Origin of the sequence: Lentibacillus sediminis, assembly GCF_002763455.1 — a bacterium.
In the GTDB taxonomy this organism is placed as follows: domain Bacteria; phylum Bacillota; class Bacilli; order Bacillales; family Amphibacillaceae; genus Lentibacillus_D; species Lentibacillus_D sediminis_A.
On record NZ_NIXK01000008.1, the window covers coordinates 1 to 22,035 of the forward strand.

Genomic DNA, 22,035 nt, shown 5'->3' on the forward strand with positions numbered 1-22,035 from the left:
GGAAGTTTTCTCTCTCGGGCGGAAGTTTTCTCTCTCGGGCGGAAGTTTTCTCTCTCGGGCGGAAGTTTTCTCTCTCGGGCGGAAGTTTTCTCTCTCGGGCGGAAGTTTCCGCCCGTCGTTCGACCCCCACGCCAAACACAAAAACCCTGCTGGCAAAACCAGCAGGGCTATCACATTCACTTATCCTCTTTTAACCGCAATTTCGCCTTCTTCCACATCAACCTGTACCGATTCAACTGTTTCTTCTTCCAGAACCAGGTCGGTCAGCTGATCTTCAATTTTGTCCTGGATCACCCGGCGCAATGGTCTTGCCCCAAACCGTTTGTCATATCCAAGACGGACCAGTTCGCGTTTCGCTGCTTCGGAAATGCTGATCTTAATGTCGTTTTCCTCGATGTTCTCTTGCAGATCTGCAAGCATGAGGTCTACGATTTCCATTAAGTTATCCTCTGACAGTTCATTGAAGTTGATGATCGCATCGAAACGGTTCAGGAATTCCGGCTTAAAGTAGTCACTCAGGTTTTCCAGTGTGGAAACAGATTCATGGGCGGCCTTGTTAAAGCCGACATTGACTGTTTTCACACCGGTTCCTGCATTGCTTGTCATGATAATCACGGTTTCCTTAAAGCTTACCGTGCGTCCATGGGAATCGGTCAGATGCCCGTCTTCCATAATTTGCAGAAACATATTCTGTACGTCCGGATGAGCTTTTTCAATCTCATCCAGCAAAATAATTGAATATGGGTTATGGCGGACTTTTTCCGTCAGCTGACCTGCTTCCTCATGACCGACATAGCCTGGAGGAGAACCGATAATTTTTGACACCGTGTGTTTTTCCATATATTCGCTCATGTCGAGACGAATCAACGAGTCACGTGAACCGAATAATTCCTCGGCAAGTGCTCTGGTCAATTCTGTTTTACCAACACCGGTCGGTCCGACAAACAGGAAGGAACCGATTGGACGATATTTGGATTTCAGTCCTGCGCGGCTGCGGCGGACGGCCTTAGCCACTTTGTTGACTGCCTCATTCTGACCGATTACTTTCGTGCCAAGCTGATCAGCCAGATTTTTCATTTTTTCCCGTTTATCTGTTTGTAGCTTCGTCACAGGAATGCCAGTTTTTTCTTCAACAATTAGTTGAATATCGGAAACATCGACATCAATTACCTGTTCCTCGTCTTTGGCTTTTTCCAGCTGTTTTTGCAGCTGAATTTCCTGATACCTCAAGTTGGCAGCACGTTCATATTCTTCCTGCTCAGCTGCTTCTTCTTTTTCCTTGATGATCTCTTCAAGACGCTGATTGATGGTACCAGAGTCTTTTTGCGCATTGGACAAATTCAGGCGGGAGCCGACTTCATCCATCAGATCAATTGCTTTGTCCGGGAGGAAGCGGTCTTGGATATAGCGGCTTGATAGTGTGACAAACGCCTGAATTGCTTCCTCGGAATAGCGCACTTCATGGAATTTTTCGTAACGGTCTTTAATGCCATTCAGAATCTGTACGGCCTCTTCAGCAGTCGGTTCTTTGACCATAATCGGCTGCAAACGGCGTTCCAGTGCAGAGTCTTTCTCAATCTGACGGTATTCCTTCAGTGTTGTTGCCCCGATTAATTGGAGTTCGCCGCGGGCTAGTGCAGGTTTTAAAATATTGCCTGCATCCATTTGCGAGCTTTCCGCTGTGCCGGCACCTACCAGCAGGTGGACCTCATCGACAAACAAAATGACCTCGTCACGCTGCTGCAGTTCCTGAATCAGCTGTTTCATCCGTTCTTCAAACTGACCGCGCATGCTTGTATTTGCTACAAGGGACGCCACATCCAGCACATAAACTTCTTTGTTGATCAGCTTGGCAGGGACATCGCCTTCTGTAATTTTGACGGAAAGTCCTTCCGCGATCGCTGTTTTACCAACACCTGGTTCACCAATCAGTACAGGGTTGTTTTTATTTCTTCTATTCAGTGTTTCAATAACACGTTTGATTTCATTTTCCCTGCCGATGACGGAATCAACTTTTCCTGATCTTGCATCATCAGTGACATTTTTGCCTAATTGATCCAGCAGGCCATTGCCGCGTTTTCCTTGTTTTTGCTTCGTTCTTGTTCCGGTTTGGCCGCTGCCTCCCTGGGCAAAGTTCTGAGAATATGCATCATGCGCATTTCCAAATGGAGAATTCGAGAAAAAGTCATTGGAATTCATCATTTTCCCCTGAATTTCACGGAAACAATCATTGCAGAGATGCACTTGTGTCTTTTGATTATTAATATTCATCGCCAAGTTAATATTCGCTTGGTTCTCACCACAATTTTGACAAAGCATGTGCTAATTCCTCCTTATATATTGGCTGATAATTAAATTTGACTTTGACTATCTTTGACCTATTAATTACATTATAATCTTCCTTTTGCTGTTTGACAAAAGATTTGTTTACAGCTTTCGGTTATTGATATATCAAGCTTGTTGTTGATTTGACTATTTTTGACCTTTGACTTTATTATACATTGACCTTCTTTGACTTTCAAGGACTTTGGTTAAATTTTTTTAGAGAAATTGAAAAGACAGACAAGCACACTGCCTGTCTGTCCATTCTCTTCTCTATTATTTTGCTGCCGGGTTGCTGCTGGCGCGGAGTTCCACCCGTCGAATCTTGCCTGATGTTGTTTTCGGCAGTTCATCGATAAACTCGATCTCGCGCGGATATTTATAAGGAGCAGTGAGCTTCTTGACATGATCCTGCAGCTCCTTCACAAGTTCATCCCTGTCTGACTTTACGTTTTCTTTCAAAACTACAAAAGCTTTGACGATGCTGCCTCTGACCTCATCCGGCGCAGCAACAACGGCACATTCCTGGACGTATGGGTGTCTTACCAGGGAATCTTCCACTTCAAACGGCCCAATAGTATAGCCGGAGCTGATGATAATATCATCACGGCGGCCTTCAAACCAGAAATAGCCGTCCTCATCCTTGGATGCCTGGTCCCCGGTAATATAGTAATCCCCGATCTGCGACATTTTTGTCCGCTCCGGATCTTTGTAATATTCGCGGAACAATGCCGGACAGTCCTGCTTCACCGCAATATCGCCGACCACATTTGGCGCGGCAGGGTTGCCATCTTCATCGATAATCTCCACATCATTTCCCGGTGTCGGCTTGCCCATCGATCCTGGCCTTACTTCCATTCCTTTGACAAATCCGAGCAGCAGCGTATTTTCCGTCTGACCATAGCCATCTCTTACAGTAAGATCAAAATGTCTGCGGAACGTATCGATCACTTCAACATTCAGCGGCTCACCTGCTGAAACGGCGTCGTGCAATGCTGGCAGCTGATAGTCCTCCAGGTTGTCCACTTTTGCCATCAGCCTGTATTCCGTCGGGGTGCAGCAGAGCACGTTAATTTGTTTATCCTGTAGTAGCTGCAGATATTTGGACGGGTTAAACTTGCCATCATAAATAAACCCGGTCGCTCCTGAGCCTAACACGGATAAAAATGGACTCCAGATCCACTTCTGCCAGCCTGGCCCGGCTGTCGCCCAAACTGTGTCCCCTTCCTCAATGCAGAGCCAGTTTTCCGGCGCTGTCTTCAGATGGGCAAACCCCCAGCCGTGTGTATGTACAACCCCTTTTGGATTGCCCGTTGTCCCTGAGGTATATGGCAAAAAGGCGATATCATCACGGGTTGTTGGTGCCATCGCTCTCTGCCCGTCCGCATCTTCTTTCAGTTCATCAAGAAACAACCAGTCTTCAGCAGGGCCGCCAACCGAAAATTTGACGAGCTGATCATATTCCCCGATATCTTTAAACTGTCCGGTGAAAGCTGCCTGACTGACAACTGCCTTGGCTTCCCCGTGACTGATTCGATATTGTAAATCTTTTGTCTTCAGCATTTCCGAGCTTGGTATGATAACAATCCCGCTTTTCAGTGCAGCAAGATATACTTCATACACTTCGATCGAACGTGGAATCATGACCAGGATTTTATCTCCTTTTTCCAGACCATTTTCCGCAAAAATATTTCCGATTCGGTTTACGTTTTTCATCAGTTCGGTGTAGGTTATCTCGCGTGTGTCTCCTGCTTCATTTTCATAGATCAGGGCTTTTCTGCTTCCCGTTCCTGCATATTTTTCCATTTCCATTACGATATTATAGTCATTTGGTGCAATCAGATCTTGTCTCTCCACTCCGTTCACTCCCCCTTGCTGATTTGTCCCTCTATTATAACAAAGGTTGTGAAATTTTTAAACGTTCCAATCCCTCGAAACCTGATCCCGATGTGAAAAATTGGAGTACATTCTACGTTCCTGTTTTCTGTTTACCTGACAATAAAGGAGGGTATTCATATTTAAAACAAGGAGGGATTCAGAGTGGAACCTAAATATAAGATATTCCATGATGATGATCAATTGAGTGAATCGATTGATAAACTTAGAAATGACGGCACACCGGATGACGATATTTATCTTCTTGCGCATGATAACGATCATGACAGGCGTGCCAGAAAGGAAACAGATGCTAATAAAATCGGTGTGAAGGTAACAGGAATAGGCACTGCTACGAAAAATATCTTTAGAGGTAAAGGGGACACTTTAAGATCAAAAATGGAGGAAATCGGGTTTGATAAATCGAAGGCAGAGCAATTGAAAGTAGAACTCGACAAGGGTAAATCGTTATTAGTGGTCACCAATCAAGATAAAGTTGAGTTTTAAAACATGAGCTTGCGGAGGAACGATTGTTTTTCTGCAAGCTCTTTAGGCATTGAAATCCTTACGGTTGAAGCATGCCTTTTCGACGTCTACGTTTTCACAAGACTTTTGAACACCTTCTAAAAATAAAACAGACGGGACATCCATCTGTCCCGTCTTCCATTACTGCTCTCGCCACAAACTAATAACCATATATCACTTTCGGCAGTTTATCCCGCAGCACTAAGTCATCCAGGCTCTTAAAGGAGTAACCCTGATCTTTCAATTCACTGATCATCTGCTCCAACCCCTTAGCATTATCCTCAGACACCGTATGAAGCAGGACAATAGCCCCTGGGTGGATTTGTTTCATTACCTCGTCAAATGCGTACTCCCAGCCTTTTTGCTTGTTGGTTTCCCAGTCCACAAATGCAAGGGACCAGAAAATGTGAATATAACCGAGCTCGTTGGCCCATTCCAATGTCTGTTCATTAAACATTCCTCGCGGCGGCCTCAAATATTTCAATTCTTCCTGGTCCGACACTTCTGCCACAGCATCTTCCAGTGTTTCCAATTCCTTTTTCATCGATTTCTTGGAAATCACGGAGAAATCCGGGTGATGATAGGAATGGTTGCCAATAATGTGTCCTTCCTCCACCATACGCTGGACAAGCTCCGGTTCACTTTCCACGTATTGGCCAGTGACAAAAAACGTTGCCGGCACATCGGTTTTTTCCAGCACATCCAATATGCTGTCGGTATAACCTTGCTCATAGCCATTGTCAAAGGTAAGATAGATGTTTTTCTCCCCGGAAAGATCGGCATAATAGGCGTTGTACTTATTCAGCATTTGCTGATAGCTGCCTATCTCGGGAACTTCATGTTCGGTGTTTTTCTTAAAACCCCATCCATATCCGTCGGCAACCACTGCAGTAGTCCCAACAGAAAAGACAAGAAAAATGATGAATGGTGCCACAATTAATTTGCGCATAATAACCCACCCTGTTTTTTCTTACCTTTTCCTGTTGGTGTGTGATTTATTCAAGTTGCAGAGGATGTTCAAATACGCGCGGTGCGTCTTCTGGGAGGTGTGCTACTAAAAACTCGGTTCTTTACAACATTCCGGGCGCTCTTCCCGCCAGTTTTGTTGGAGAGAACGACTCTCTAATGCATTTCAACCACTCTGCTTGATACTTTTGCACGAGAGAAAGCTTCTCTAATGCATTTCGGGCGCTCACCCTGCCAGTTTTGACGGAGAGAACGACTCTGTCCGCATGTACCTCTACTTACAGCACAAGCGCGGCAACCCATCCAAAAATAAACAGGGGAATATTATAGTGTATAAAGGTCGGCACCACGGTATCCCAAATGTGGTGGTGCTTGCCATCTGCATTTAAGCCGGAAGTCGGTCCAAGCGTACTGTCAGAAGCTGGTGAACCTGCATCGCCTAAACCTCCAGCCGTACCAATTAATGCCGCGGTTGCTAGCGGCGAGAATCCGGCACCTACACAGATTGGCACAAACAGCGCAGCCACGATCGGTATCGTGCCAAAAGATGAACCAATCCCCAGGGTTACAATTAATCCGACAAGCAACAAGACGAACGCAATCAGTGGCTGATTATCTCCCAGGATTCCGGAAGACATTTCAACCAGCGCCTCAATTGAACCTGTCTCTTGAAGCACCTGAGCATAACCTGAAGCGATCAGCATAACAAAGGCAATTGTCCCCATCATCCCGATTCCCTCTGAGACGACTTGATCTCCACGGTTAAACGGAACAGCCAGAAAAACAAACATTAATACCAGCCCGGTTAAAGCACCAGCAATTAAGTTTCCAGTAATGATTTGTACAACCAAAGCCCCGGCAATCGCAATAAGTGTAAAGAGATGGGTCCGGTTAAACTTCACTTCTTTTAATTCTACTTGCTGTTCTGGTGCGACCGTGCCGCCAGCACCTGAAACAGCATCCCTGTCTCCACGGTAGCTGAAGAAAACAGCGATCAGCAAGCCAACGACCATCCCAAGTCCCGGAATCAGCATAGACAAGGCAGTCTCCTGAACAGATAACTCCACTCCGCTGGCTGCCATACTTTCCACCATTGTCTGATGGAAAATAAGCCCAAATCCTGCAGGAATCATCAAATAAGGTGCTTTCAAACCAAAAGTCAGTGCAGCTGCTACTCCGCGGCGGTCGATGCGCATGTTGTCAAATACCTTGAGCATCGGAGGAATTAATATAGGAATAAAAGCAATATGCACAGGAACCACATTTTGCGACAAAGACGCCGCTCCCGCAATAACCAGGACCATCATGGTTTTCTTTCCGGTAAGCACCCTGATCAGAAAATTGACCAATATGCCGGTTATGCCTGTGTAGCTGATCGCTACAGCAAACGCGCCAAGCAAAATATAGCTTAAAGCTGTGCTCGCCTGTCCCCCCATTCCGCTTACGAGCATTTCTATGGATTCAATTAAACCTAATCCTGTCATCATTCCAGCAGTCAAAGCAGCAGCTATAATAGCAATAATTACATTTACACGCAATAAACTGAGGATGGTCATGACAAGAACCGATACAATCACAGCCCATTCCATGGATGTTTCCCCTCTCTATCAATCAGCAGTTATTTTTTCTTTAATACTTCATCATGATAAAGCATTAAAGCTAAAAAATCAACCCCCTCTTAAAGAGGAAAAAACTGGATGCTGGTTAGCAATTGTGCTAACGGCAGCCACTTTATCCAGGTGGTTTTCTAAAATTGTTGTTCTTTACAACCTCAATAAAATGCAACGTAAATTAGTGTGGGCTATGATCGCCGCTGCGGAAATACCCTTCGCTTTCCGCGGGCGCTGGTGAGCCTCCTCGTGCTGCCGCACTGCGGGGTCTCACCTATGCTTACCATCCCGCAGGAGTCTACGGGTATTTCCTCCGCTAACTGTGTGATGCTTGATTAAATTAAACGTCAGCTAACCGCTTTGTTGATGATTGATTGGAGCGGAGGGCATCCAACTCCTGCGGGAAAGCACGAGTCTGAAGACCCCGCAGCGGCGGTTTTCCGCGAGGAGGCTGAAGCCGTGCCCGCGGAAAGCGGATGCCCGCAGCGGTGGGGGGGGCGTCACAGTTTCCTTCAACTCCGAAATTAATAACCAGCAAAACTTACGAAAGGACCCGTTATTTAAACCAGCCTTTCTCCTTAAAACGGGAGATCGCTTCAATCCGGTTGCTTACATCAAGCTTATCGAGAATGACGGACACATAATTTCGTACAGTGCCATTCGTGATAAACAGCTCTTTGGCAATCTCTTTCGTGGTTTTTCCATCAGCGATCAGCTTGATTACCTCCTGTTCCCTTGCTGTCAGAGGATTTTCGTCGTCATATGCCATGTCAACAAGCTCTGGCGCATAGACCTTTCTGCCACTGACAATGGTGCGAATCGCACTTGCCAACTCATCACTTGGACTGTCTTTGAGCAAATAACCGCTCACATCCGCTTTTCGGGCACGTTCAAAATACCCTTGGCGTGCAAAGGTGGTTAATACCACTACCTTACATGGATGATCCTTTAATTCTTCCGCTGCGTCCAGTCCGCTTTTTAACGGCATCTCAATATCCATAATACAAATATCAGGCTCATGCTGCTTCACCAAAGCCAGCGCCTCTTCGCCATTTCTCGCTTTGGCAATGACCTTCATATCTTCTTCTAAATCAAGCAATGCTCCCAATGCCCCGAGCAGCATCCCCTGATCTTCGGCAATTACAATACGAATCACGGTCTCTCCCCCCGTTCCGTTTGCTGGATAACCCGCGGCACTTTTATGATAAGCGTGGTGCCGCCAGAAGATTCCATTTCAAGGCTCCCATTGACAAATTCCAGTCTTTCCTTCATACCCTGAAGTCCGTTTTTCTTAAATTGAAGAGGATCCCCAGCTATTCCAACTCCATCGTCTGTCACCTTCATCATCACTTCGGTAGGACGGGGCGCAATAGACACATGGCAGTTGGACGCCTGACTATGCTTGACGACATTCGTCACCGCCTCTTTCAGGCACATACTAAGCACATTTTCTATCAGCAGCGGAGTATCGTCCAGCGTTGCATCTCCTTCAAATTGAAAACCAACATCGGCCGCTTTCAGGATTTCCTGGACACGATACAATTCATCTTTCAATTTTGTGCCCTTCATATCTGAAATCAGCTCACGCACTTCATTCAATGCTGTTCTTGCCGTCTGGTTAATGTCATTCATTTCCGCTTTCGCCGTATCGGGATCAGCGGTAATTATTTTTTTCGCCAAATCACTTTTTAATCCGATCAGTGAGAGCTTTTGTCCCAGTGTATCATGCAGATCACGAGCAATCCGCTCCCGTTCTTCCACAAGTCCCAGCCGCGCTATTTTTTTATTTGCTTCCCGCAATTGTTCTTCCAGTCTCTCCCGTTTGTTGCGATTATACAAGGTGAACGGCAGCAAACTGACTCCAATCACAGCAATAGCAATAAATGGAAGCTGGGTGTAAAAGAAATCGCTTTGTGTAAAAAATGCAGCGGCAACCGCACCAAGAGTCGTCACCAGATTAACGACATACAAGGTGATAAACCCGCCTTTATGCTGAATGTTTCCGATATAGAAGGCGAGAAACAGCGCAAAATAGACATATCCCCAAAACACTGTCATCAGCACACTGATTATCATATTGATACTGACTGATAAATACACGGTCCATGTGCGTTCCCGCGAAAGGAAAGAAACCCTGTATGTAATAAAAAACAACAAAATCATGCAAATCCCAAAAACAACTTCCCAAAGGCTAGAGGAACGAAACACGAAATAAAACGGCAGGATACAAAAAATCGTCCATGCAAATGCGCCAATCCCCGTGTTTTTCGGGAAAATATGATACCAATTCTGCAAATGGGTCCCTCCTTCCTTAATAAGAGTATATACCAAAAAAAGAGTCCCTCCAATATATCATGGAGAGACGCAAAGTTAACAGTTTTATTTTTCCTGAAGAGTCGAAGTACGTGTGCCTAATTGTGCACGGTTGCTGCTTTCTTTTAAACGATCCTTGATCTCCCGGAAACTGACAAAGCTCTTGTTTGCTTCATCATAAAGCCGGAAGCGAATCGATTTCAAGCTGGAAGCAAGCGTGATCGTCGTCGCCTTCTGCAGCGGCGGTGTCGATTCATGCGCTTTTTCCAGATTATAATTCGGAACCCGGGGACTCAGGTGATGAACATGATGGTAGCCAATGCTCCCTGTTACCCATTCGAGCACTTTTGGAAGCTTATAATAGGAACTGCCATCAACAGCAGCTTTTACAAAATCCCACTCGGATTCATGTTCAAAGTAGGAATCTTCAAATTGATGCTGCACATAAAACAGCCAAATTCCAAGTGAACCTGCCACAAAAAGAATCGGAAGCTGGATCAGAAGGAACGCCTGCCAGCCAATTGCCCAAATCAAACCTGCATAAATTGCCACAATCGAGAAATTAATCAGGTATGTGTTCATTCGTTCTTTTCGTTTTGCGCCTTTTCGATTAAAGCGATTGGAAATCAGAAACAGATAGATCGGACCTAAACCAAACATGACGAACGGATTCCGATAAAGGCGATAGGATAGTCTGCCCCAGAAGGAAGCTTCTACATATTCATCGACGGTCATGACCCAAACATCTCCCGTGCCGCGTTTATCTAAATTGCTGCTTGTAGCATGGTGAATCGCATGGCTTCTTTTCCATTTGTCATAAGCAAAATGGGTGAAAATCCCGGTTATTGTGCCGACTACCCGATTTGCCTTGCTGCCTTTGAAAAAAGACCCATGGGTACAATCATGGAAAATGATAAAGAGTCGAACAACAAACCCGCCTGCGATTACAGCGAGGCCCATTCCAAGCCACACGGATATGGATAAACTCTGGTATGCCAGGAACCATAGCAGCAGAAATGGGATAATGGTATTTATTAACTGGACGATACTAGCTTTTGTATCCGAATTTGCAAAGGGCATCACACTTTTTCTTAATTGCGCTTGTTTTTGTTTGCTCATAATTGCCTCCCGCTGATTAATGTAAATTCAACTAACTATAACTGTACTACAAACGTTATCTACGTTTTAAGACACAACTGTCAATTAGTGAGTATGACAAATGTCATGTTTTTGCCGTGTGGATTCTTTACACATGCAAAAAACGAGCCAGATTGCTCAGCTCGTTTTCCATCTTGTTTCTATTTAGGTGAAACGGCAGAGCCGGCAAACCCTTTATTTTAAATTAAATGAAAAGGAGATATGATCCTGAATTGGGATCCATGCGCCGATTCCCTGTTTGGTCACATTTTTAATGACAATGGATTTGCCTGATCCCTTTAATTGAATATATACCTCGCCAAAGGTTACTTCTCCTTTTTCACTAACGGCCGGGGCATAGGCCTTTAGTGTTGCTTGTTTTTTGGCTGGTACATTATAAGAGTTCTCTTTTTTTGTGCCTTTTCCGATTACCGTCTGATAGGAAAGCGGGAGTTCCGTCTTATCCTTAGAGGTCAAGAGCATCATTGTCTTTACTTGATCCGGATTGGCAATTTTGCTGGTCAGTGCTCCTGTGACTTCTTCCTCCGCTTCTTGGGAATAGCTCATTTCGTGATTAGAGTCCCCACCCAGGTTGTTCAGTTCATTGGTGTTGATCTGCCGGTATTCCCAGTTGATATTTGTTTCACTCGACTGGTAATTCAGCGGCCATCGACCAAGGTAAATCATCCCGCGGTAGCCGATGGCGATCGGGGAGGGATTCAAGTCCGTTTCATTCAGCATTTTGATCAATTCCGGATTTTCAATCGCAGTGTCCAGGTCCTCCGTGAGTTCTTTGGTCAGCTCGCTCGGCTCCACTACTTCCTGATCCTCACTCGAATTGGGAAACGTGTTTTCCTTGGAAATGTTCAGCACGTGGCTGGGAACTTCATACTCACCCTTAGTGTCTTTCTCTTCTTCACTGAAAGCCTGGGACGGAAAAAGAAAAGCAAAAACAAATGCAAGGAGTGCCAGTGCAAATTTGCTTTTAGTCATTTTTACATTCCTTTCCTTTTTCCTTTAGTTTTTTCGGAAAGGCAAATATTATACCAGTTTTTTTCGGGCAGACTAAGGTGCTGCGAGTGAATCTTCCTATCGGCTCAGTTCGATGGTATCCAGTCTTTCCTTGATTGTGATACTGTCTTCTACAGAGCGGATCATGGAGCAATTTTTTCTAGCGGTTGCGATGCTTTTTTCCAGGCGGTCAGGGTTTAAGTGGTAGCCTTTGATCGTAAAATTAAGGGTGATGCTGTCAATTCGGTTGGCTTCTTCGGGGTTACGCACCACATCTGCGTGAATCAGCAAGTCATCCACTTGCACCCGTTGTTTCTCCAAAATTTTCCTGAGCACCGAACCACAGCAGCCTGCGATGGAAGCCACCATTAACTGAAAAGGCCGGAACCCGTAGTCTTCATTTCCCGATACGCAAAGGTCACCATAATGCAAACTCGTCTGAATGCCATTTTTCTTTAAGTGGAAATCCATAGCTGTACCCTCCATTTCTGCTGTTCTTAATATATTTCCTTATTTGCCCGATTGATAACCATTTTTTCTGATTCAGCTTGGTTGACCTTCTTTAGCAAATTGATTAGATTGGAAGCAGATGTCTTTCTTCTGAGTTTGTGGCTTCATACGCTTGATGAGTGCACGAATGAAAGATTTTCTTTGGCGTTCGTGTTTTCATACGCTTGACGAGTGCACTAAAAAGAATTTTTTCAGGATTGGATGAACAACATGGTTTCGGCAAAAACAAGATTTTGGATATTAATTGCACTTGTAACGATTTCCGGTTTTTCTCAGGGGATGCTGCTGCCGCTTTTGGCAATTATTTTAGAGCAAAATGATGTCCCGTCATCGGTCAACGGCCTTCACGCAACAGGACTTTATATTGGCGTGCTTCTTGCTTCCCCATTTATGGAAAAGGCGATGCGACGCTTTGGTTTCAAGCCGATCATTGCCACGGGCGGTGTACTTGTTTTTCTTTCCCTTGTTCTGTTTCCGTTTTGGGAGGCGCTGTGGTTCTGGTTTATTTTGCGCATGACCGTGGGCATCGGGGATCAGATGCTGCATTTCGGCACACAGACATGGATCACAACAACGGCGGCAAAGGAAACAAGAGGGAAAAGCATTGCATATTATGGAATGTTTTTCGGTCTTGGTTTCACCCTCGGCCCGTTGATGACACGGCTGCTGTCTGTCCATGAAGCATTGCCTTTTCTTTTGTCGGCTCTATTAAGCATGCTTGTCTGGTCCTCCCTTCTGTTCGTCCGCAATCAAATGCCGGAGCAGGATTTCCAGACAAAGACGGCCGCTACTTCCCTCGGCAGATTCGTGCAAACGGGTAAAATTGCCTGGGTCGCATTGCTGCCGGGTTTTGGCTATGGATTTCTGGAGGCTGCATTGCATAGTATTTTTCCCATATATGGTCTTAGGATCGGGCATGAAGTTGGCATTCTATCTCTCATCATTCCCTGTTTTGCGGCGGGAAGTCTTATCACCCAGCTGCCACTTGGAATCCTAAGTGACCGAGTAGGGCGAAGAACGGTGCTGCTTGCAGTCATGACAGCAGGAACCGCCTGCTTTTTGCTCGCCGCATTTTTGGAAACATCTGTCGTTGCTTTGTTTATCCTGTTTACCTTGGCGGGCATGTTTGTCGGATCCCTTTTCTCATTGGGAATCTCTTATATGACAGATCTGCTGCCCTCAAATCTCCTGCCGGCAGGGAATCTCATGGTTGGCATTATGTTCAGCATCGGCAGTATCAGCGGCCCGCTGCTGGGAGGTTTCTACGTCCAGCTCCTGCCTGGAGTTTCCTTCTTTTATTTAATTGCCGCGGTTCTTCTCGTGATGACAGGAGCGCTTTATTTTCATAGAGGCAGCAGGGTTTCTATTTAATAGAAAAAGACACTCTTGTGGAAGTGTCTTTTTCAATGGTGTTTTCTATAAAAAAGAGTGTTTTTAGTTGCTGTTTGGTTTAAACAAACACCACTCAGTTAGCGGAGGAAATACCCGTAGACTCCTGCGGGAGGAAAGGCCTAGGTGAGACCCCGAAGTGCGACAGCACAAGGGGGCTCACCAGTCTCCCTAAGGTGCGCGAAGGGTATTTCCGCAGCGGTGGCCTATACAATCTTTCAACTTTCAAATAAACCGGCTATACCGCTTCTCCAAACGATCCTGCATAAAACCAATAAGGATACAGATCGGCCAGTAAATAAATGCAACCAGGACATACATGGTCATCGCATCAAATTCCCTGCCTGCGACAATCTGTGTCTTCTGAAATAATTCTGGCACCGTGATCACCGCCGCCAACGACGTCGCCTTGACAATATCCATGAACACATTGGTCAATGGGGGAATGGCAATTCTTGTGGCTTGTGGTAAAATAATCTTCCGCAATGTCGACCAATAGCTCATATTCAGGGCCCTTGCCGACTCCCACTGGCCCTGATCAATGCTGTTTAAGGCCGAGCGGTCAATTTCCGCAATATAGGCCGCGCTGTTCAGCCCAAAACCCAATGATGCCGCGACCACCGCCGAAAATTCTATCCCGACAACAGGCAGTCCAAAATACAAAATGAACAAAAAGACAAGCATTGGCGTGCCCCGCATAAACGAGATATAGATCCGGGCTGGCCAGCGAAGTGCCATCGTTTTTGATCCTCTTGCCAAGGCAAGAAACAGACCAAGCACCAAGCCCATTGCCATGCCAATAATTGATACCAGGAGGGTCATCGGCAAGCCTTCCAGCACAAATGGCAAGCTTTCCAGAGCCAGTTCTATATCAAATAAACCGCCAAAATCGAACCCGTTAAAATTCATAAGATAACTCCTTACAGATCCAAGCCTTCAATCTCTTGAATATCGCCCTCTGGTGGCTGTGATGCATCTTCTTCATAGAATTGGATGGCCAGATCCGACAACGTTCCATCTTCGCGCATTTCATTCAATGCCTGGTTGATTTCCTCCGTCAGTTTGTCTGCACCTTTAGGAATAACAACCCCTTGTTCTGTTGGATGGAATTTCAAATCTGGATGCAAATGGATATCAAACTGAGGAAATCCTGCTACTCCAAATTTTGTTAAATAATAATCATTGATCACGACGTCCGTTCTGCCGTTATGCACATCACGTAAATATGCCTCATTCGGTGCATTGCCATATGTAACAACTTCTGCACCATAGTGTTCAGCAATTTGACTGAAGATCGTAGTAGCTCCCCCTCCAGCTTTTTTCCCTTCCAAATCTTCCAATGTTTCTATACCGGAATTATCATCCTCGCGAACAGCCATCGTGGTATAGGAATATTTGTAAGGCTCACTGAAATTAAATTCTTCCATTCTTTTGTCCGTAATCTCAATATCATTCGCTGCTACATCTATTCTTCCGCTTTGTACAGCTGTCAGCATGCTGTCAATTCCCATTACCTCAAAAGAGACATCCAAACCCAAACGATTTGCTACCTCTCTCATTACTTCCACATCAAAACCAGTTAATTGATCTTCACTTTCTTCCTCACCATCATAAAAAGAAGCTGCGATCAGCGTACCAGAAGTCCCAACAACAAGCTCACCGGATTCCTGGACCTCCGCCCACTTTCCATCATCTGTACTACTATTCTCATTGCCATTTGTTCCTTCACCGCCGGAACCCCCACAAGCAACTAAAACAGCAGAAAAAACTAGCAAAATAAGGAATAACTTAACACTTTTCAATCCAATACACCCCTTTGTAAAAATCTGTTATATTAAATATATAAAAATCATTATAACAGTTATCCCTTTATTTAGCAAAATGGGTGCTTTGTTTCTTTAACACATAAAAATAGCCAGCGTTCATCGCCGGCCAATCTTCTTATTATTCCGAATCACTGCGTTAATAATGCCTCCGGTCAGGATAATGATCCCGGAAATGTAAAACCAGATCATCAGTATGATAACGGCACCGAGACTGCCGTATGTTGCCGTATAATTGCTCATATTATTGACATAAAAGGAAAACCCGAGTGACACCAGCTGCCAGCTTACCGTCGCAAAAAGCGCCCCCCACATGGCATTCTGGAAATAAACTTTCAAATTCGGAGCCAACTTGTAAAGTGCCAGAAATACGATAAAAAATATCACGGAGGAGACGAGATAGCGCAATGTTTCCCAAATCTCCAGGAAAGCCGCGGACCAGCCAAACCAGGAAAAGGCATACTCTCCGATCACCCGCCCGAACACCGGCAAGAGTAAGGCAACTAAAATAACGATAACCATCGCAACCGTCAGCACCATGGCAATCAGCCGCGACACAATAAACGACCGATCCTCATTCACTCTATACGCCTTATTCAATGTTCGCGTCAGTGCATTAATCGCATTGGAAGCCGCCCACAACGTACCGATAATCCCGATGGACAAAAGGCCGCCATGCTGCTCATTTACCAGCGCATCGATATTTGTGTTAATCAATTCCATAATCTGCGGTGGCGCATAATCTGCAAGGATGCCAATCACCTGCTGATCCCCGATCGGGAAATAACCGACAAGAGTCAGCAAAAATAATAAAAAAGGGAATAGTGACAAGAGAAAAAAGTACGCCAGCTGTGCAGCCATCCCAAATAGTTCCTCATCCATCATACGGTAAAATACCTGCACACCTATACTTATTACTTTTTCCATGCACGCTTCCCCCGATCCCGGTTGCTATTCGATATGTTTTGTTTCGTTTTTGCTGGTAAACCGATCCAACTGATTCTCCACCTGTTCCAAAGCATTAATCACATTGGCAGCACCGCTTGGGAAGTTTTCATTCAGCTTGCCTAATGCCAATATTGCTTTGCGCACTACTTCTGATGGGTTTTTCACCACATAAGCAGAACCTGATTTCGTATCATTCCATTTGGTTTTCGTGTACATTCTTGTCTCTCTGTCCAACAGCATCAAGATCCCGCCAACGGCAGCACCTGCTGTCATGCCCAATAATAATTTTCGTTTGCCCATTTCTGTTCTCTCCTTTACAGGTATATTCTGTTTTGTTTCTCCTTATTCGTATGTATGGTCAAGGTATTCACCTTCGACCATAAAAGCTTCCTCTCTATTATAATCATCGTTTTACAATTTAAGCAAAAATATGACATGTTTTTCCTCTTATATCCTTCAGTTAAAAGTTGCCTTAAAACAAACTAAGATCCCACTGATTAGCGATATGCCTCAGCAATTTAATTCCGGCAATGCTGTTTCCTTTTGGTTCAAGGGCAGGCCCATACACGCCGATGCCGCAGCCTTCAATAAATGGCAGTTCCTCATCCCGTACTCTTGGCGGGGCAAGCGCAATAATACCGCCGGAGACACCGCTCTTTGCCGGTACCCCGACATAGGCCGCGAATTTTCCGGAAGCATCATACATGCCGCATGTCAGCATCAGCGCCTTGGCAAGCCGGGCAATCTGCCGGGGGATGATTTCTTCTCTGGTGTCCGGGTCTTCTCCGTCGTTTGCCAAAATCATCCCCATTCTAGCCAGATCCTCTACCGTAATTTCAATCGAGCATTGTTTGAAATACGTCTCCAGTGTGATATTCAGGTCTGATTCCAGGTAACCGACCTCCAATAAATAATAGCCAATCGCCCGGTTGCGCATGGAAGAATCCCGCTCTGATTCATAGACATCGACATTAATGGCCGGACGATAGCCGAGCATATTTTCCATAAGCACGAAAAGTTTTTCCAGTTTTTGATCAGAGGTTTTCCCTTCAAGCATCGAGGTCACTGTAATTGCACCAGCGTTTACAAACGGATTGAATGGTTTATCCAGTTTCCTTGTTTCCAGGTGCATAATCGAGTTAAATGCCTCACCCGTCGGCTCCACATCCACGCGGTTGAGCACATAGGAAACACCTCTGTCCATACAGGCCGCAACAAAACTGAACACCTTGGAGATGCTTTGAAATGTGAACGGGATTTCCGTATCCCCTGATTTGATTGTCATTCCGTTTTTGCCTATGATCGTAATGCCCAGATGATCCTGATTTGCTTCTTTGAGGATGGGAATGTAGGATGCGACTTCCCCGTCACCCGTTTGCTTCCGGTAGAAAGCAACCCAATCATCGACGTAATCCTGCAGCCATTCCTTTGTCGTCTCTGTACTCCAGTTGGTTATTCCCTGCACCATCTCACTCACCTCCGTGGAATTGATATGTAAAATCTAAAGTTAATTCATTTTATACCATTCCCTAAATGGCAAAAGAAAATCATGGAAAATAGCGGAGCAATAGTTTTATTTCACTTCCTGTTGCACAGTGGAGACGTTTATTCTTATATCTTCTCTTTTCATTTCCGGCTGCAATCTTTCCTAAATAACAGCCTGGATTTCTTCAGCCAGTTCCCCGGTTTTTTTCAGCTTGTATTCTTCCGGGTAAATAGGGTCCAAATGAATTCCTCGGCTGTCTGTTCGTGTCCCGTCTGCACTCGTTTTTTTGCCAGCCGCAGCTTAGCGAGCATTCCAATAACAAGCATCCCCGCATATATGTATATTCCAACAGTGCGGATCATGTTATCCCCTCCGTCGTCTCCCTTTTATTATACAACGGCGAGCGGGAGGTTCAAGTTAAGGGTCGTGCGCTGGTCCTTGAAAATTTTCCCCTCCACTGCTACCAAAGTACAGAAACATTTAGTATAATGAACTCAGATTAATAGAAAAAGAAAGAAGGGATAAAAACATGGTATATAAACCTCGCACGAAACCCGCTGAATTACTCCTCTATGAAATCCTCGACACGAGAACGACGCTTCCATCCAAGGAAAAACAGCAATATCTGAATTTGAAGAAAGGTTATGAAGGGGAATGCATTTTTGATTTCCTGCTGGAAAAACTGCAATATGACTGTTTGCTGTTAAATGACCTGTTGCTTACTGTGAAAGGTACAACCTTCCAAATCGATTCAGTGTTAATCACCGCAGAGATGATTTATTTATTCGAAGTAAAAAATTATGAAGGAGATTTTTACTACGAGGGGGATACCTTCTTCAAGAAACCCCGTCAAGAATGGACTGACCCTTTAATTCAGCTGTCCAGAAGTGAATCTTTATTACGGCAGTTGCTCCATCAGCTCGGTTTTGTCTTTCCAATTAACGCTAACGTTGTTTTTATCAACAAAGAATTCACTCTGTATCAAGCGCCCCTCGACCAGCCTATTATTTTTCCAACTCAGCTCAAACGCTATCTGAATAAACTTAATTCCACCTCCAGCAAACTGACCAGAAAACATAAACTGTTAGCGGATAAACTGGTGGCCCTGCACATTCAGAACTCTCCATACACCAAGCTGCCATCCTATGATTATGATCAGCTTCATAAGGGAATTACTTGTGCGAACTGCGGGTCGTTTGAGGTTCATGTTAAGAGCAGGAATTGTGTCTGTGAAAAATGCGGACAGGGTGAGCTGGTTGCTGATGCTGTGATGCGGAGTGTAGGTGAATTCAGGGTGCTGTTTCCGGAGAGAAAGGTTACTACGAGTGGGGTTCATGAGTGGTGTGGTATTGTGGAATCAAGGAAACGGATTAATAGAATACTGGAGCATTATTTTAAGAAGGTCGGACAGAATCGTTGGATTTATTTTGAGTAAACTGTAGGGTCTCGTGGACATTTCGAGTGCTCATTGGGCTGTTTTTGTCCTCGAGAATGGACCTCGTGGACATTTCGAGCGATCATTTGGCTGCTTTTGTCCTCGAGAATGGACCTCGTGGACATTTCGAGCGGTCATTTGGCTGCTTTTGTCCTCGAGAATGGGTCTCGTGGACATTTCGAGTGCTCATCCGGCTGTCTTTGTCCACGAGAAGTGCTTTCTACAACATTTCGAGCGCTCTTCCTCCTACTTTTGTCGTTAAGAAACTCAAAAGCTAACCGCAACTGAGACAATTTCATAATTCCATAAAAAAAAAGAGACAAGCAGCGCTCGTCTCTCATCTCAAAATCTATTTATTTTCCAATAAACTGTTGGGTCCAGTGGTTGCCATCTTCAACATAACCAACGCCGATATGAGTGAAATTTTCATTAAGGATATTGGCGCGGTGGCCTTCACTGTTCATCCAGCCATTAACAACCTGTTCCGGTGTGGTCTGTCCTTTGGCGATGTTTTCACCAGCAGTTCTGTAATCCACACCAAAGCTTTGCATCATATCGAATGGAGAACCATAAGTTGGACTGTTATGGGCAAAGTAATTATTTGCTGCCATATCACGGGATTTTTCCCGGGCAACTTTACTCAGCTCTTCGTCTACTTTCAATGGGCTCAAGCCATGCTTCGCTCTTTCCGCATTGGTCAGCTCTACTACTTGCTGTTCAAATTCGTTCAGCTGCTGAGACTGTTCCTGATTTTGCTGCTCTTGTTGCTGCCCTGCAGGCTGCTGTGGTGCTGGAGCTTGAGGCTGCTCTTTTGGCTGCTCCTGAGTTTGCTCCGGTTGTTTTTGTTCAGCTGGCTGTTCTGGTTGCTGCTCTTTTGCCGGCTGTTCTTCTTTTGCAGGCTGCTCTGGCTGTTTCTCTTTAGCTGGCTGTTCCTGCTTAGGTTCTTCTTTTGATTCTTGCTTATTTACTTCTTCTTTCTTTGTATCCTGCTTTTGTTCAGCTTGGGCTGTATTCCAATCCCAATTGAATGAAAAGTTGTTCCAGACTTTGTCAACAAATTCTTTCGCTTTCTCACCTGACAGGCTGACCGATTCCCCATTCACAGAATAATAGACATTATATGATGTCTTTATATTTGTTTCTGGCTTTTCAGCAGCAGATGCTGAGGAAACTCCAGTGAATACCAATGCTGCGGATAAAGCCGTGACGGCAGTTATCTTTTTGAACATTTCGCGTTCCACTCCTTTGGTTGTTTTTTCTTGCACAATCATCATAGCACGGACTTTTCTGTAATATTTCTGGCAGGCCTTTCCAGCAAGCGAAAAAGACTCGGCCATAGCGGCAGACCCCTCTATTTTTAAGCAAACGATCAACAAAGCAAAATGCCAGAAATGGAGATTTTTATCGTGACTGGCAAAAACTTCATGAAATTTAGTGTTGACACCCTCGAAAACTCTCTCGTTTTGTTACATTTGGGCGGAAAATGTAATGAAATTGTTACTTGCCAACCCCCAGGGAGATGGCGTAGTTTTAATAGTAGAAACTCAAGGAAAATGCCGGTATTAACAGAATTTGTCACCTTTATTATCACCCCCGGAAAACAGAAAAAATGGTAGAATAATATAAGTAGAAATCTGTCATCATTGGAGGAGCAATCAAATGGCTATGTTATCAAATACGGAAATCGGAATCGATTTAGGTACGGCAAATATATTGATCTACTCGAAGTCAAAAGGAATTGTCTTAAATGAACCGTCTGTTGTAGCGATTGATATTAATACAAAAAAAGTGGTAGCTGTCGGTCTGGAAGCAAAAGAAATGGTTGGGAAAACCCCGCAAAATATCGTCCCAATTCGCCCGCTGAAAGATGGAGTAATTGCAGATTATGACGTTACCGCGCAAATGCTAAAGGAATTTTTGAAAAAGGTGAGCAAGAAAATTGGCATGTCGATGCGCAAACCGACCGTTGTGGTCTGCACCCCATCAGGAAGCACATCAGTAGAACGCCGGGCGATTCATAATGCGGTCACAAGCTATGGAGCAAAGCAGGTTCATTTAATTGAAGAACCGATAGCTGCTGCGATTGGTGCAGACCTTCCAGTCGATGAACCGGTGGCCAATGTGATTGTTGATATTGGCGGCGGCACCTCGGAAGTCGGCATCATCTCATTCGGCGGCGTGGTATCTGTCAACTCCGTCCGCATTGGCGGAGATAAAATGGACGAGGAAATCATCACGCATATCCGCAAAAACTACAATATCCTGATCGGGGAGCGCACAGCGGAGAATATTAAAATGGAAATCGGCAACGCCCTGCCTGATCACAAAGAAGAAACCATGGAAATCCGCGGCCGCGACATGGTGAGCGGACTGCCGAAAACAGTCACCATCACCTCCACAGAGATTCATAATGCGCTAAGCGAGTCCCTGCAGCAGATACTCGAGACAATTCGCTCCACACTGGAAAATTGCCCCCCGGAACTGAGCGGCGACATCGTGGATCACGGAATTGTGCTGACAGGCGGTGGCGCCCTGTTAAAAGGGATGAAGGAATGGCTTTCCAATGAAATCATTGTGCCTGTACATCTTGCCCCAAATCCGCTGGAATCTGTTGCGGTCGGCACCGGGCAGGCACTGAAAATGATCACCAAACTGCAAAAAGCAGCGAAATAACTTTCTAAGGCT

At 45.1% G+C, this 22,035-nt stretch carries 22 protein-coding genes; 6 read left to right on the forward strand and 16 right to left on the reverse strand.

Annotation, left to right across the window (positions count from 1 at the left end; all coding sequences use genetic code 11):
* Positions 1-194, forward strand: a 194-nt coding sequence (locus CEG13_RS18980; protein ID WP_204758493.1) for a hypothetical protein, incomplete at its 5' end; no start/stop codon positions are given.
* Here the strand turns inward: CEG13_RS18980 and CEG13_RS13600 are convergent.
* Together CEG13_RS13600 and mbcS are read right to left on the reverse strand one after the other, a co-directional pair.
* Positions 181-2,319, reverse strand: a complete 2,139-nt coding sequence (locus CEG13_RS13600; protein ID WP_100012445.1) for an ATP-dependent Clp protease ATP-binding subunit — start codon at positions 2,317-2,319, stop codon at positions 181-183. The two genes, CEG13_RS18980 and CEG13_RS13600, sit on opposite strands and share 14 nt — an antisense overlap.
* 279 nt (positions 2,320-2,598) lie before the next feature.
* Positions 2,599-4,179: an acyl-CoA synthetase MbcS gene (gene mbcS, locus CEG13_RS13605; protein ID WP_100012446.1), complete on the reverse strand. Its 1,581-nt coding sequence runs from the start codon at positions 4,177-4,179 to the stop codon at positions 2,599-2,601.
* Between the two features lie 183 nt (positions 4,180-4,362).
* On the opposite strand from mbcS, the gene CEG13_RS13610 reads away from it, so the two are divergent.
* Positions 4,363-4,704: a YflT domain-containing protein gene (locus CEG13_RS13610; protein ID WP_100012447.1), complete on the forward strand. Its 342-nt coding sequence runs from the start codon at positions 4,363-4,365 to the stop codon at positions 4,702-4,704.
* A gap of 178 nt (positions 4,705-4,882) precedes the next feature.
* Here CEG13_RS13610 and pdaA read toward each other — a convergent pair whose 3' ends face one another.
* Complete coding sequence (gene pdaA, locus CEG13_RS13615; RefSeq protein ID WP_100012448.1) at positions 4,883-5,671, reverse strand: delta-lactam-biosynthetic de-N-acetylase; 789 nt, start codon at positions 5,669-5,671, stop codon at positions 4,883-4,885.
* Between the two features lie 295 nt (positions 5,672-5,966).
* Positions 5,967-7,277: a Na+/H+ antiporter family protein gene (locus CEG13_RS13620; RefSeq protein ID WP_100012449.1), complete on the reverse strand. Its 1,311-nt coding sequence runs from the start codon at positions 7,275-7,277 to the stop codon at positions 5,967-5,969.
* Here CEG13_RS13620 and CEG13_RS13625 point away from each other — a divergent pair.
* A complete protein-coding gene (locus CEG13_RS13625; RefSeq protein ID WP_143469679.1) occupies positions 7,243-7,539 on the forward strand; it encodes a hypothetical protein in 297 nt (98 codons plus the stop codon). The two genes, CEG13_RS13620 and CEG13_RS13625, sit on opposite strands and share 35 nt — an antisense overlap.
* A gap of 315 nt (positions 7,540-7,854) precedes the next feature.
* Here the strand turns inward: CEG13_RS13625 and CEG13_RS13630 are convergent, their stop codons facing one another.
* The 5 genes from CEG13_RS13630 to CEG13_RS13650 all read right to left on the reverse strand — a co-directional run bounded on the left by CEG13_RS13630 (position 7,855) and on the right by CEG13_RS13650 (position 12,230).
* Positions 7,855-8,454 carry a response regulator gene (locus CEG13_RS13630; RefSeq protein WP_100012451.1) on the reverse strand — a complete coding sequence of 200 codons (600 nt, stop codon included), beginning with the start codon at positions 8,452-8,454 and terminating at the stop codon, positions 7,855-7,857.
* A complete protein-coding gene (locus tag CEG13_RS13635; RefSeq protein WP_100012452.1) occupies positions 8,451-9,593 on the reverse strand; it encodes a sensor histidine kinase in 1,143 nt (380 codons plus the stop codon). Before CEG13_RS13635 ends, CEG13_RS13630 begins: the two co-directional genes overlap by 4 nt.
* A gap of 84 nt (positions 9,594-9,677) precedes the next feature.
* A complete protein-coding gene (gene desA, locus CEG13_RS13640; protein ID WP_100012453.1) occupies positions 9,678-10,730 on the reverse strand; it encodes a Delta(5) desaturase DesA in 1,053 nt (350 codons plus the stop codon).
* A gap of 213 nt (positions 10,731-10,943) precedes the next feature.
* Entirely contained in the window at positions 10,944-11,741 is a 798-nt protein-coding gene (locus tag CEG13_RS13645) for a YfkD famly protein (RefSeq protein WP_100012454.1), read from the reverse strand.
* Positions 11,742-11,837: 96 nt separating this feature from the next.
* Complete coding sequence (locus tag CEG13_RS13650) at positions 11,838-12,230, reverse strand: OsmC family protein (RefSeq protein WP_100012455.1); 393 nt, start codon at positions 12,228-12,230, stop codon at positions 11,838-11,840.
* A gap of 249 nt (positions 12,231-12,479) precedes the next feature.
* On the opposite strand from CEG13_RS13650, the gene CEG13_RS13655 reads away from it, so the two are divergent.
* On the forward strand, positions 12,480-13,640 hold the full coding sequence (locus CEG13_RS13655; RefSeq protein WP_100012456.1) for an MFS transporter: 1,161 nt from the start codon (positions 12,480-12,482) through the stop codon (positions 13,638-13,640).
* 243 nt (positions 13,641-13,883) lie between these two features.
* Here CEG13_RS13655 and CEG13_RS13660 read toward each other — a convergent pair whose 3' ends face one another.
* The 6 genes from CEG13_RS13660 to CEG13_RS18800 all read right to left on the reverse strand — a co-directional run bounded on the left by CEG13_RS13660 (position 13,884) and on the right by CEG13_RS18800 (position 18,277).
* The gene (locus CEG13_RS13660) at positions 13,884-14,567 is read right to left on the reverse strand and encodes an amino acid ABC transporter permease (protein ID WP_100012457.1); all 684 of its coding nucleotides are present in this window, start codon (positions 14,565-14,567) and stop codon (positions 13,884-13,886) included.
* 11 nt (positions 14,568-14,578) lie between these two features.
* Entirely contained in the window at positions 14,579-15,460 is an 882-nt protein-coding gene (locus tag CEG13_RS13665; RefSeq protein WP_100012458.1) for a transporter substrate-binding domain-containing protein, read from the reverse strand.
* Between the two features lie 120 nt (positions 15,461-15,580).
* Complete coding sequence (locus CEG13_RS13670; RefSeq protein ID WP_100012459.1) at positions 15,581-16,408, reverse strand: YihY/virulence factor BrkB family protein; 828 nt, start codon at positions 16,406-16,408, stop codon at positions 15,581-15,583.
* A 24-nt stretch (positions 16,409-16,432) separates the two neighbouring features.
* Positions 16,433-16,729, reverse strand: a complete 297-nt coding sequence (locus CEG13_RS13675; RefSeq protein WP_100012460.1) for a hypothetical protein — start codon at positions 16,727-16,729, stop codon at positions 16,433-16,435.
* Between the two features lie 172 nt (positions 16,730-16,901).
* A complete protein-coding gene (locus CEG13_RS13680) occupies positions 16,902-17,897 on the reverse strand; it encodes a glutaminase (protein ID WP_100012461.1) in 996 nt (331 codons plus the stop codon).
* 224 nt (positions 17,898-18,121) lie between these two features.
* Positions 18,122-18,277, reverse strand: a complete 156-nt coding sequence (locus tag CEG13_RS18800; RefSeq protein WP_158234697.1) for a hypothetical protein — start codon at positions 18,275-18,277, stop codon at positions 18,122-18,124.
* Positions 18,278-18,444: 167 nt separating this feature from the next.
* Here CEG13_RS18800 and CEG13_RS13685 point away from each other — a divergent pair, with 167 nt between their 5' ends.
* A complete protein-coding gene (locus CEG13_RS13685) occupies positions 18,445-19,350 on the forward strand; it encodes a nuclease-related domain-containing protein (protein WP_100012462.1) in 906 nt (301 codons plus the stop codon).
* A 353-nt stretch (positions 19,351-19,703) separates the two neighbouring features.
* Here CEG13_RS13685 and CEG13_RS13690 read toward each other — a convergent pair whose 3' ends face one another.
* Positions 19,704-20,687, reverse strand: a complete 984-nt coding sequence (locus CEG13_RS13690) for a CAP domain-containing protein (protein WP_338033015.1) — start codon at positions 20,685-20,687, stop codon at positions 19,704-19,706.
* A gap of 328 nt (positions 20,688-21,015) precedes the next feature.
* Between CEG13_RS13690 and mreBH the strand changes: the two genes are divergently transcribed.
* Positions 21,016-22,023, forward strand: coding sequence for a rod-share determining protein MreBH (mreBH, locus tag CEG13_RS13695; protein WP_100012609.1), 1,008 nt, complete (start codon positions 21,016-21,018; stop codon positions 22,021-22,023).
* The last annotated feature ends 12 nt before the right edge of the window (positions 22,024-22,035 follow it).